This window comes from Actinomyces sp. ICM39 (assembly GCF_000282935.1).
Lineage (GTDB): Bacteria > Actinomycetota > Actinomycetes > Actinomycetales > Actinomycetaceae > Pauljensenia > Pauljensenia odontolytica_B.
The window spans coordinates 1-12,615 of sequence record NZ_ALCB01000090.1; the positions used below are offsets into that span (position 1 = coordinate 1).

At 64.6% G+C, this 12,615-nt stretch carries 10 protein-coding genes; 1 reads left to right on the forward strand and 9 read right to left on the reverse strand.

Translation table 11 applies throughout. The annotated features are described in order from the left end of the window. Positions 1-256 precede the first annotated feature (256 nt). The 9 genes from HMPREF1137_RS05675 to HMPREF1137_RS05715 all read right to left on the reverse strand — a co-directional run bounded on the left by HMPREF1137_RS05675 (position 257) and on the right by HMPREF1137_RS05715 (position 10,560). The gene (locus HMPREF1137_RS05675; RefSeq protein WP_231284034.1) at positions 257-970 is read right to left on the reverse strand and encodes a hypothetical protein; all 714 of its coding nucleotides are present in this window, start codon (positions 968-970) and stop codon (positions 257-259) included. Between the two features lie 769 nt (positions 971-1,739). Next, positions 1,740-2,882, reverse strand: a complete 1,143-nt coding sequence (locus tag HMPREF1137_RS05680; RefSeq protein WP_231284036.1) for an FAD:protein FMN transferase — start codon at positions 2,880-2,882, stop codon at positions 1,740-1,742. Between the two features lie 37 nt (positions 2,883-2,919). After that, positions 2,920-3,495 (reverse strand): hypothetical protein, encoded by a 576-nt coding sequence (locus tag HMPREF1137_RS05685; protein ID WP_007589889.1) that lies wholly within the window; start codon positions 3,493-3,495, stop codon positions 2,920-2,922. Beyond that, the gene (locus HMPREF1137_RS05690) at positions 3,492-4,277 is read right to left on the reverse strand and encodes an ABC transporter ATP-binding protein (protein WP_007589879.1); all 786 of its coding nucleotides are present in this window, start codon (positions 4,275-4,277) and stop codon (positions 3,492-3,494) included. Before HMPREF1137_RS05690 ends, HMPREF1137_RS05685 begins: the two co-directional genes overlap by 4 nt. A gap of 8 nt (positions 4,278-4,285) precedes the next feature. Continuing rightward, positions 4,286-5,470 (reverse strand): ABC transporter permease, encoded by a 1,185-nt coding sequence (locus tag HMPREF1137_RS05695; RefSeq protein ID WP_034497055.1) that lies wholly within the window; start codon positions 5,468-5,470, stop codon positions 4,286-4,288. Positions 5,471-5,475: 5 nt separating this feature from the next. Further along, positions 5,476-6,741 carry an ABC transporter permease gene (locus HMPREF1137_RS05700; protein WP_034497045.1) on the reverse strand — a complete coding sequence of 422 codons (1,266 nt, stop codon included), beginning with the start codon at positions 6,739-6,741 and terminating at the stop codon, positions 5,476-5,478. A gap of 21 nt (positions 6,742-6,762) precedes the next feature. After that, positions 6,763-8,082: a DUF2318 domain-containing protein gene (locus HMPREF1137_RS05705; RefSeq protein WP_007589885.1), complete on the reverse strand. Its 1,320-nt coding sequence runs from the start codon at positions 8,080-8,082 to the stop codon at positions 6,763-6,765. Positions 8,083-8,218: 136 nt separating this feature from the next. Beyond that, positions 8,219-8,845 (reverse strand): iron transporter, encoded by a 627-nt coding sequence (locus tag HMPREF1137_RS05710; RefSeq protein WP_007589882.1) that lies wholly within the window; start codon positions 8,843-8,845, stop codon positions 8,219-8,221. Positions 8,846-8,901: 56 nt separating this feature from the next. Then, positions 8,902-10,560, reverse strand: coding sequence for an FTR1 family iron permease (locus tag HMPREF1137_RS05715; RefSeq protein ID WP_007589868.1), 1,659 nt, complete (start codon positions 10,558-10,560; stop codon positions 8,902-8,904). A gap of 323 nt (positions 10,561-10,883) precedes the next feature. On the opposite strand from HMPREF1137_RS05715, the gene HMPREF1137_RS05720 reads away from it, so the two are divergent. Further along, on the forward strand, positions 10,884-11,714 hold the full coding sequence (locus tag HMPREF1137_RS05720; RefSeq protein ID WP_007589887.1) for a CPBP family intramembrane glutamic endopeptidase: 831 nt from the start codon (positions 10,884-10,886) through the stop codon (positions 11,712-11,714). The last annotated feature ends 901 nt before the right edge of the window (positions 11,715-12,615 follow it).

A 12,615-nucleotide genomic window follows, 5' to 3' on the forward strand; every position in this document is an offset into this window, starting at 1 on the left:
CCACCGCCCACCGGCACCGCAACCAGGCCCCACCGGCACCCTCCACACCAGTGGCACCTGGCGTCCTGATACGTTCGGCGCATCGTCCCGACCCCCTCCAGACACCGACGACGCCCACCGCCACGGCAGCCGGACTCCACTTCCACGGTGTCGCTTGTCCCTAAGTGGTGTTACACCATTTAGTCGGGTATTACACCATTTCCCAGGCAGTGTAATACTCCCTAAGTGGTGTAATACTCCCTAACCGGTGCAGGCCTCATCGAGCGTAGACATGAAAACGTCGACTCGGGCCATCACACGCTTCAGTCGGCAACGCCCACAGCGCCTCAGCATGCTCAGGGATGGCAACTTGATGCGGACGAAGGAGTTGGATCGCCCACGCACGTAACCTACTGAAGTCTTCATAGTCTTTCCAAGAGACCCTGTGGATCCTCCAACCGGCACTACGCAAGTCGTTTTCCCGCTGGATCCAGTCACGCTTCGCCCGGGCGAATTCAGCATCGTCCTTGCCCAGCTTTCCAATGCCATCAAACTCGAAGATAATCATGAGTCCCGGGATCGCAATATCCGCAAAATAACGCCTCCCGTTGACGACGATCTCGAACTGGGTCACGACCTCGAAGGCACTCACCGACTTGAGGACCCACAACAGCGCCGCCTCGGCAGGGTTGTCGCAGCCCGGGTCAGCGGCGGCTATCAGGCACTGTGCACGCTTGTAGGGAACGCATTCTTTTTGATGCCGATACAGATCCAAGCATTCAAGCATCTTGCCCCGAACGCGTTCAGCTCGTTGCCTACTTTCTTCCTGGGATAGCAATACAAACCGAGACTCGTGGTGCAACGCCATGCAAATCGCCACAAATCCGCTGAGACGTTCCGAATAACAAGCCATGCGAACTGCCGCTTCAACGACAGATTCACATCGCAACCGATCAACGATCTCGATGCTGCGTTCGTAGGGCTTCTTCACAGTCGAACACACGAACGTCGCTGGAATAGTCACCGTTTGCATGGTGACAGCCGGCATTGAGCGCCTCCCATGCCGCGACGCGCACCAGATCACGACATCGGGATTTGCCTCCCAGAGCGGTATCGACCGCGCAACGAATGAACTAGCACCTACGAACACCGGAGAGCAGGAGCTGCTGTCATTCACGACAAGTAATCGAGCCCTGGCCACGAGAGCCCACATCTCCCAGTAGGTCATCGGAGAACCAGATTGATGAATCGTGACGTAACGTCCGCGCTGAATGCGAAGTACATTTCCTGACGACAGATCCCCCACTGAAGGCCGTCCATCTGTCGAAGACCTAATAACAGTCAGCGATTGAGCGTTCATAAGCCCATCATCCGCGTGACGACAAGCGTTGTCACGACCTGAGAGCAGACCTGTGGATAAAGCCCAATTGCTCCGAAGGTATGTGGATAACTGCCACTCTCGCACGCATCCGCGAGTACTCGTAGCGCAATCACAGGTCGGCATCGGTTAAATGCCAGCATTCTCCGCATATTGGCTTGTTCCTAAGTGGTGTTACACCATTTAGCCGGGCATTACACCACTTCCCAGGCAGTGTAATGCTCCCTAAATGGTGTAATGCTCCCTAACCAGTGCAGACCTTCAGCACGGACGTCGCATCTGACCGCAACAGACACACAAGAACGCAGCACCGAAGGCTCAACCCTCGATATACTCAACCGCCGTGCGCCCAGCTCAATCCGGATTATATGGACGTACTGCCTTAGCTCTGCTCAGCACGCACCAGGCCAACAACCTTCGCCGAGGCCGGGGCGCCCGTCACGCGGGCCCAGCGGGCCGCGACGTCCGAAATATCGATGGACGGATCGACGAGGAGCGCCGTCGACAGCGCCTCCGCCAACACGCCCGATGAAGCCACGACACTAACTTGTCGCACACCCGCATTCGCGGGGTAACCCGTGCGCGGGTCGATGATGTGGTGATCGAAAACTCGACCGCCACCCGCGGATGTTTCACGCCGTGTTTCACGCGCGCGAGGATCCGACACGGGCCCCGCCGCACGCCCCACTACAGGATCCGCGCGCACACCGCCCAGCGGCCCCAGGTTATCCCCGGACGTCGACAGGGACGCCATGCCGTCCGCAGGAAGCTCCACGACGCCAGCGACCGACGTGGGCCCGCCATGGGGGTCTCGCAGGCCCGCGCGCCACGAAGAGCCGTCGGCGCGAGTCCCGAACACCGACACCGACGAGGTCCCCACCGACACCAACACGCCACGCGCCCCCATGGCCACGGCCAGGTCGCGGCACGCGTCGGCGGTGTATCCCTTCGCGATACCGCCCAGGTCGAGGCTTGGGCTGGGCGCATCCACGCCACCCGCGGACTCACCGGGAACCCCCATCGCCCACCGCCGCTCACCAACGCGCGACAGCAAGCCCCACGACGACGCCCGCAACGCCGCCTCCACGACACGCTCAGACGGCGCGGGCGGCAGGGGCGCACCCGCGATGTACGCGGCCCGCATCGCCTTAACATCCCACGCGGCGACGAGCGGCCCGATCAGCGGGTTGAACGCTCCCCCCGTCGCCTCCGTGAGCGCCAGCGCGTCGCGCAGCAGGCAGTCAGTTTCTTCGCTCACGACGAGGCCGGGGCCGCCTTGCGCACAATCGGCTCCGCAGCGGGACGCGCCGCCACCGCCCACAGTCGAGGCGACAGCATCATTGAGCCGCGACACCTCGGAGGAAGGCCGGAACACGCTCCACATGTCCTCATGGCGTGCAACAACGCCCACGACAGCGTTGACGATCGCCATGCCGTCCCCGCCCCAGCCGATGATGTCGATGCGGGTGCCCATCGCGGGGAAGGAGGAGCGCCACGTGGGAGCAGACCCCGGGGACTCTGCCACGGCCTCGTCCCCCGGCGCGCCGGCGGTACGCGCCAAATCAGCCGTCGGAGCCTCCGAGGTCCTTGTCGAGGTCGCCGTCCTTGGTGGCGTCGTTCAGGCCGGGGATGTTGATGTCATCGGCGCCGTCCGGGGAGACGCCCTGGGCCGCGGCGATGGCACGGATGGCGGCCTGCACGAACTGCTGGTGGGCGACGGTGGCGCCGGTGATGACGTCGACCTTGGCGGGGTCGCCGACCTTGGTGAGGTTGTCGGAGTACTCCTGGTAGGAGGCGACGGCGGCCTGAGCCTTCTTGTAGTAGTCCTCGTTGAAGACCTCGCCCGAGGAGCTCTTGCCGTAATCGGCGCCCTTGTCGGTGCCGTCGGCGAGCGTCGTCTCGTAAGAGGTCGCGGTGATGCGCCCGCCCTCGACGGTGATGGTGATGGTGCCGATGGAACCCTGGTCGTCGGCGTTGGACTGGGCGGTCCAGGTGCCGTCGCTCATGGGCTTGGTCATGTCCAGGCCGGTGGAGGGCGCGCACGCGGCCAGGATGGTCGCGCCGAGGGCGCCGAGGACCGCGTACGAGGCCGGGGTGACCCAGCGGGAACGGCTATCGGGGGTGGTGGGCGTGGTCATCGCACCTTGTCCTTTCCGCTGCGTGCGTCGCCGTCGCGGCCGGGCAGAACCAGGCCGGAGGCGCGCTGTTCGAAATCGTGGTCGTGCCAGGTTTCCTTGACGACCTTGCCGTGGTCGAGTCGGATTTCGCGCTGGCCCTGTTCGGCGACGAGCGCGTCGTGGGTGACGACCATGAGGGTCGTGCCGTCCTGGTGGAGCTGGTTGAACAGGTCGAGGACGATCTCCTCGTTGGTTTCGTCCAGGTTGCCGGTGGGCTCGTCGGCCAGCAGCAGCTTGGGGTAGTTGATGAGGGCGCGGGCCACGCACACGCGCTGCTGCTCGCCGCCGGAGAGCTGGCGCGGCAGGTGGGTGGCGCGGTCGGCCAGGCCGACGCGGTCGAGGGCCTCGAGGGCTTCCTTCTCGTCGGGCATCGAGTGGTAGTACTGGGCGACCATGACGTTCTCGAGGGCCGTCAGGTGGCCGATGAGGTGGAACTGCTGGAAGACGAGGCCGATGGTGCGGCAGCGCACCTCGGTGAGCTCGTCGGCGGTCAGGTCGGAGATGTCGTGGCCGTCCAGCATGACGGTGCCCTTGGTGGCGGTGTCCATGGCGCCGACGATGTTCATGAGCGTGGTCTTACCGGAGCCGGAGGGGCCGACGATGGAGACCCACTGGCCGCGCGGGATCTCGAGGGACACGTTGTCGAGGGCGTGCAGGTCCCCGTAGATCTTGGAGACGCCCTCGAGGCTCAGCAGCGCGTCCGTGGAGGCCGACGAGGCCGGGGTGGCGGTGGAGGTGGTCATGGTGACTCTCATTCTCCGCGCAGGACGAGCGCGGGGTCGACGGCCAGTGCGCGGCGCACGGGCGGGAGGCAGGCGAGGACGGCGATGAGGATCGAGCAGGCGACCGTGCCGAGGAGGATAACGGGGTGCAGCGAGATGGAGCGGTGGAACACGGAGGTGGAGATGAGGACGGCGAGGCCGTAGCCTGCCCCGGCCCCCAGGATTCCTCCGATGAGGCCGAGCATGACGCCCTCACCCATGAACTCGCGGGTGATGGATCGGGCGGTGGCGCCCAGGGCCTTGCGCAGGCCAATCTCGTTGCGGCGTTCGGTGACGACGGCGATCATCGTCGTGGACACACCGATCATGGTCAGCGCCAGCACGATGACGGTGATGACGACGAGGAGGGAGCGCAGCATCGCGAGGACGCCCGTGTCGGACTGGGCGAGGCGGCGCACGGTCTGGGCGTGAATCTGCGGGTTCGCGGCATTCATCGCGTCGGCGACGGCGCTCAGCTGATCGCCTTCCAGCGCGATCGAATACTCGGCGAGCGACACGGCGTCGGTCTGCCCGGTCAGCGCGCTCATGTCCTGTCTGGACATGTACACGTAGCCGTCTTCGTTGCCGCCGGTCTTGAGGATGCCGGACACGGTCAGGGTGACGGTACGCGGATCGACCTTGAGGGCCGAGGCTTGCGCCCCCGACTGGGCGGCGGCCTTCGAGGACGCGCTCGCGTCCAGCTGGCTGACCGTAATCGTGTCCCCGGCCTTCACGTCGATCGTCGAAGCGACCTGCTCGCCCACGAGCACCTGGCCCGTCGCAGCGGGCCACTCACCGTCGACGAACCAGTACGGGTTCATGGCGTGCACGGCCTCCAGGTCGGCGCCGCCCGCCACGTAGGGCTGGTCGTTGATGGTGACGGTCTCGTAGTCAAAGGCTGCGGATCCGACCAGAGCGCTCGCGGGCACCTGGGCGGTCGCGGCGGCCACGGCCTCGTCCGTGATGGGCACGTCACCGGCGGGGGTGACGACGAGGTTGGCGCCGTAGGAGCGGATCTCTCGGGCCAGCTGGGCCGGCACGTCGACCGCGATCGTCACGAGGCCGGACAGCGTGGTCGCGCCGATGGCGACGGCGAGGATCGCGATGAGGACGCGGGAGCGGCGGCGCAGGATGGAGGAGGTGACCATCCGCCAGAACATTGCTCGTCTGGACATGGGCATCACCTTCCGTGCAGGACTTCCGCCGCGTTGAGGCGCAGCAGGTAGCGGATCGCCGGGATGGAGGCTCCCAGGACGACGAGGATAACAAGGACGGCGACGAGGCCGACGACGACGGGCACGAAGGCGATGGAGGAGCCAAAAACCATGTAGCCGATCGCTTGCGCGAGGGCGAGGCCTCCGCCGTAGCCGAGGACCCCGCCGGCCAGGCCGACGATGATTGTCTCCGTCAGGAACAGCGAGATGATCTGTTTATCTTTCGCGCCCACGGCCTTCATGAGGCCGATTTCGTTGGAGCGCTCCATGACGCCCGCGGTCACGAGGTTCGCGATGGCCAGGGCCGAGGCGATGAGCGCCAGGACGGTCACGAGGACCATGAGCAGCTGGGTCTTTTCCAGGATGACGCCTTCGGACTGGGCGACCTGGCGGACCGGGCGGGCCACAGAGTCCGTCATGACTTCCTCGATCTGGTAGGCGATGGAGGAGACGTAGGCGGTGCAGTACCAGGTTTCCTTCTCGGACACGCTCAGCGAGTTCGGGTTCTTCGCGGCCTTGCGGGCCAGGTCGTTGTCGGGCGTGGTCAGGGCGGAGACCTCGACGCTGCCGACGACGCCCTCGCGGTTCAGGAGCGCCTGGGCCTGCGGAAGCTGGATGAACACGCCGCGGTCGGCGTCGTCGCCGCTGGTGAGGATGCCGCGTACAGTGAAGTCACGGGTGATGCCTTCGCGGGTGAGGGTGACAGTGTCTCCGACCGTCAGGCCGTGGGCGGCCGCGTAGGTGGTGCCGACGAGGGCGCCGTCCTCGTCGTCATCAGCGGGCCAGGAGCCCTCGATGCCCCACCAGCCGCGCAGCTTGTCGAGGCCGGTCTCGACGCTCTCGCCGGTGGCCAGCTCGAGGTGGTGGCCAAACCACGTGCCGGTCGTGGGCACATGCTCGCCGGACGCGTCGGTAGCGGACACGTTCAGCAGCGGCGTGAAGTCGAGGATGTTGTACGTCCAGAAGATCGTCTTGATGTTGCCCAGCTCGTCCTCGCGCAGGTACGAGCGGGCCTCGGTGACCTCGCCCGTGTTGTATAGGTCATCGAGGACGGCCGCACCCTGCGGGCGCACCACGATATTTGCGCCGTAGGACTTGAGTTCCTGGTTGACCTTGTCGCCCACGTTGAACATGACGGAGAGCATGGACGTGGCGACGCAGGCGCCCAGCGCGACGGTCAGGGCGATCATGAAGTGGCGGTTACCGCGCCTCGTGAGGGCACCGCGGAGCATTCGGAAAAACACGCGTGAGCCTTACTTCGCGAAGATGGAGGCCGAGGCCTCGAGGGCGGAGATCGGCACGGTCAGCGTGCCGTTGGAGACCTTGTATTCGATGGGGATCGGGTTGCAGCCACCCTTAAAGCCGATGGTCGCGATGTTCATCGCCACTTCACACAGCTTGCAGATGACCTTGCCGTCCTTCTCGTAGTAGCCCGACGGGCCGCAGATCTCGCACGCATCCAGGCCCACGCCGAAGGAGGAGCCGGACTTCTGGATGACGATGAAGCGCACCTTCACGCCGCCCGAGGTCGTGTACTCGTAGCGGTGCAGGTGACCGTCGGAGATGTCGGCGAGGTTGACGCTCACCTGGTCGTCGACGACGCTGAAGGACTCGGGCGGGGACAGTTCGATCTCCTGGCTGCCGTAGGCGACGCCGACGGTGATGAGCAGCGCGCCACACAGGTAGCCGAGGGCGGCGGTGCCGGCCATGGACTTGTAGAGGCGCGAGCGCGCACGGCCCAGGCGTCCCTCCGCCGGGTTGGCCCCAACGGTCGGAATCGAGCGCGATGCCAGCCAGGTGAGGACTACGACGGCGCACAGCGCCAGGCCCGCGGCGATCGTGAAGACGGCCTCGTGGTTGATGAACCACGACATGACGTTCCACGCGTCTTTCGGAATCGCAATCCAGCGCTTGGCCTTGATGATGCGCACGACCATCAGGGCGTGGTTGGCCAGCAGCGAGATCAGGATGAAGGCCGCCGGCCACACGCGGTTGTTCCACGAGCACAGGCGGTAGGAGACCCAGGCGACGAAGCAGACGAGCACCCACGCCAGCACGTAGCCGACGAGCGCGAGGACGACCGGGGTCGAGTAGATCTCGACGCCGCCCGAGAGCATCATGACGGCCTGGTTCATGGCCGTGGGGACTGCGCGGAACAGGGCGGCCGCAATGTAGAGGGCACCGACGATGCGCACGAGGGTATCCCCGCTCACCGCGGTTTCCATCGACGAAGCGGCCCGGGCCTCGTCGTCGGCGTCACCGGGCAGGAGGGAACGCACGCGGCGCGAGCGTACCGCGATGAGCGCGAGGAACAGGACCGCGAGGACGATCACGACGGGAAGGGTGAACAGGCCAACGGTCTGGCGGTTCACGGACTTAGGGGCCTCGACGTTAATGATCGTCAGGGCCAGGGAGGAGACCATGCCCAGGCCGACGCCGACCCAAACGGCCAGCGAGCGCGCCTTCTTACCGCGGCGACCACGCCCGGCGGCGGGCATGAAGCGAATGACGGCGCCGAGCGCGAGCATCGTCAATAGCAGCGTCAGGGTTGCTTCACTCATCTGCTGAAGCATTGGCTTTCCTCCCGAAATAAAGGTTCACCGAAGTCGTAGCTACGGTGTCGATTCTAGTCCCCTCACGGGGCAAGGGCCGAGGCGAGAGGTCCCACAAAAGAACCACTGCCTCGGCCCCGCAAAGCATGAGCGTCGATCACCAGGAAACGGCCGTGGGATCCCACTGCCAATCCGGGAATTCGGCGACGAGCGGCTCGGTCCAGAAGCGGCCCTCAACACCCGTGGTCTTATCGGTGTGCAGCAGCCACACACTGGGGGGCTTGATCATGAAGGACACGTCGTAGGTGCCGGCGTCCAGCTTGGGCAGGTTCAGGCCGTAGTGCGGGCCGTCGGACGCGTTCATCGGCATGAGCGTGCCCTCCTGGACGACGTTGCCGGACTTGTCCTTGATCGCGTAGTCCACGGTCAGGCCGGGCACAAAGTCACCCGCGCCGTAGCCGAGCTTGTTGTCGGCGGCGGCGGCGATGTCGGCCTCAATGTGCATCGAGGAATCTGCGGCGGGGGTGCCCACCTGGGGCTCCATCTCGACGGGCTGGAAGTAGACGCCACCCACGACGAGGGGGCCGACGTGGACCTCGTCGCCGAGGGGCTGCTCTTCGAAGCCAGCGTCCTCGCCGGGGGCGGGGGCGGCAGAGTCAGCCGAGGCCGAGGCCGCGGGCTTCTCGCTGGAGGACGAGGAGGAGTTGTTGGAGCAGGCCGCCAGAGTGCCTGCGAGGGCCAGCGTGGCCAGGGCCGCGCCGACGCGGAACAGAGAGCGCTTCATAGTGATGATCTCCTGTGCGTGTTGGTTGGATGAAACGTCGGTGTCGCTCGGGGGTGTCATTCCCCGGCCCGCGACTGGGCGGCGGCCTCGCGGGCGAGGCGAGCTTTTCCGAAGAAATAGAGACCGACGATGATGGCGAGAACGATGGCTTGCGCGGCCAGGTTCTCCACTCGGGGGTAGATCCCCAAGAGGTCAATGGTGGGGAAGCCGGAGATGGGCGTCAGGGACACGACGTCCGCCTCCTGGAGTTCCGCGATACCAGAACCCGTGAACGTGAAGGCCATGAAGGCCATCAGCAGCGAGGTAATGGTGAAGAACGGGCGCAGCGGGATGCGCACCGCTGCGAACTGGATGAGCAGGTAGATGATGACCAGGGCCACGAGGCCGACCGCCAGGCCGATCCACACGTAGTGGACCTTGTCGCCCGCAGCCGCGACGATCGGGACGTAGAAGAGCATCGTCTCGGCGCCCTCGCGCAGGACCGCGAGGAAGGAGATGAACGCCAGGCCCAGCAGGGAGCCGCTGGTCAGCGAGGCGTCGGTCTGCTTCTTGATGTACTCGTCCCAGGCCTTGTTGGAGGACTTGTTGATCATCCAGTTGGAGACCCAGATCAGCATGACGACCGCGAAGAGCGCGGCGAAGCCCTCGAGGAGCTCCTGGTTGGCGCCCGCCAGGGAGGTCACGTAGCTGAAGAGGAAGGCCAGGCCCACGGACAGGGTGAGGGCGAGGGCGACGCCGCCCCACACGATGGGGGCCTTGTTCTTGTGGCCGGCCTTGGCCAGGTAGGCCAGGACGGCGGCGACGACCAGGATCGCCTCCATGCCCTCGCGCAGAATCACGAGGAGGGAGGGCAGGAACTGGGCGATCCACGGGGAGGTGCCCGAGCTGTCAGTGGTCTTGTCGGCAGCCTTGCCGGTGTAGCCGTCGAGGCTATTGGCGTCCTCGCGGATGTAGTTCGTCAGCGTCGAGAGGTGCTGGTCGACCGCCGCCGAGTCATCGTCGGTCATGGCCTTCTTCAGGAGGGAGAACTCCATCTCCACCTGCGAGACGCGCGAGCCGGAGATGCGGCTCATGACCTGCTTCTCCATGCCGGTGATCTCATAGTGCTTGTAGTAGGCCTCGTTGACCTTGTCCTTACCAGCCTTGGCGTCGCCACCCTTGTAGGCGTTGGCGCCGTCTTCGAGGATGCCGTTGATCGTCTTGGCGACCTCACCCCACGCGCCGGGGCTGTAATCATCCGACGAGGCCTGGGCTGCCGACCCGGGGGCGACGCCATCCAGGGACGCGCCGTCTTCGACCATGTACTGCTTGAGGGTCGTAGCGTGGCTATCGACGCCCGCACTGTCGGCGTCACTCATGGCCTTCTTCAGGAGGGAGAACTCCATCTCCACCTGGGAGACGCGCGAGCCGGAGATACGGGCCATGACCTGCTTCTCCATGCCGGTGATCTCGTAGTGCTTGTAGTAGGCGTCGTTGACTTTGTCCTTGCCGCCCTTGGCGTCGCCCGCCTTGTAGGTGGACACGCCTTCGTCGATCAGGCCATTGATCGTGGCCGAAACATCACTCCACGTCTGATCCGCGGCGCGCGAGGGCGAGGCGAACATCGCCACGGCCAGAGCCGCCATCACGGCGACGATGAGGACGCGACTGAGTCGCTGACCGACGTTGTGTACGTGAGCGCGAATACTATGCGCGTGAGCGCGAAGCACTGTCACCGCTTGCCTCCTGACGATCCGGCGATTAGGTAACGCCGGGATGATGGAATTCCTAAGCATTGAGCGTAGCCACATCTCGCCCAGGTGAAAAGTAGTCCGTTTAGGTCGTCCTAAATTGTGACCATGCCGTGACCGTGTTTAGCGCGAAGGCATGACCCCCTTGGGGGACGAAAGGCCCAGCTTGACAGCTTGCTGACGCGATGCCATAAAAATGGCACATTAACTACACAAACATCCCACAAGGGCGCCAACTTGCAAAAGAATTTAAAATCCTGTCATAATCCTCAGGCATCGATAGTTACATAGAAAGCGGTTCGGTATCCATGCGTCCCGATCCCAGCGCGTCCCCCACAGAGGAAGCTGGCACCACTCCAGCAACGATGACGAGCCCGCAGGGGCCCACAGTCACCGAGCCCTTGCCCACCGACCTGCCCGGCGCGGCTGTTCCGACCGAGGCCGCCCCAGCCTCGTCCCCCAAGCACCTCACGCGCGACGACTGGGTGCGCATCGCAATCTTCGGGATCCCCTACGCTTCATTTTTCCTGCTCGACATCATCCCGACATCAATCTTCCCCGCGTCATGGAACACCACCCTCGTCAACGTCATACTCGACTCAATCTTCCTGGCGATGGTGCTGGCATTTTTCGGGCGCGAGTTTCTATCCGCATTCTCGTTCCTGCGCAGGCGTCCCGTGCGCAAGATTGCACTCCTGTTGGGCCTATGGCTGCTCATCACCATGACCCAAGGTGCTATACGCCTCGCAATCTATGGTCCGAACCCGCCGGTCGCACAGAACCAGCAGGGGGTCGTCAGCGCACTATCCGACAGCGCTCTCGGTCTCACATTCGCTTTTTTCGTTGCAATTGGCATGCCCTTGGTTGAGGAGATCTTCTACCGTCACATCCTCATCGGCAAGCTGAGCCCGTACGCACCGACCTGGCTTCTCGGGTCAATCTCTGCATTCCTCTTCGCCTACATGCACTGCCACGAGTGGCAGGACATGACCATGTACCTGCCCGTCGGCATCATCTTGACGCTCGTGTACGTCAAATCCGGCAAGAACATTGCCTACTCGTGGCTGTACCACGCGCTCAACAACTCGATCATGGTGGCCCTTGTATTCCTCGCACCGACACTGCCGCAGAGCGCCTGATCGGTCGGCTCCGGTGACGCCCCGCCCGGCTTCGGGCGGGGCGTCACTGTACTCGCGCACCCGTCCGGCCGCACGTTAACGCGCTAGGTGGTCGTCTGGGCGGGCTGCCAGCACTATCTTTACCACGGCAAAATGGGCAGTACTCACGAAGCAGCGCCGCCCACGCGCATGTTGAGGTGTTGACGTGCGCGTCAAAGGGTTAACGCGCATGTTCAGGGGCTGACGTGCGAACAACACACCACGACAGGCACCGTTGTGCCCAAAACGCAGACCACCTCACCCGCAACCGCCCGTTTTCAGCGTTTTTCGCCGAGGTGGTCTGCGTTTTGGGCGCTGCACCACCCCAAGCCACGACCCCATCACCACCAAACGGGGGAAATGGCGTCATTAGAGATCCGACACGCCGGCGACACGCCGCCAGCGAGTTCCTAATGCTGCAAAACCCCCACCGACGGCGGGAAGGGACCCGAGCCACGGGCGTACCTCCAGACGCAGGACCTGACTGCGGCACCTGTGGGCGACGGGCCCGGCTGCGGCACCCATGGACGGCGGCGACACCACCTCCACCCACATTTCGCATGCAATTCCCCCCACGACACGAATCGATGCACGCTCAAAAACCGCAGAATATCAACGATTAGATTTCAACACTTGAAATACACTCAGGGGAATTGCATGCGAAATTACTATGGCATGGGCGGGGCGGGGCCTAGCAGGGCTATTCACAGCACACCAGGAACCACTGGTGTAGAGGGCACCGGCGGAACCTGCCGCGGTGCCGGTGGGCGGCGGCAGGGCCTGGCCGGGCTTCGAGACGACGCGCCGAACCAGACAACAGCGACCCAGCCCCACTGGTGTGGAGGGCGTCGGAGGGACCTGCCGCGGTGCCGGTGGGCGGCGG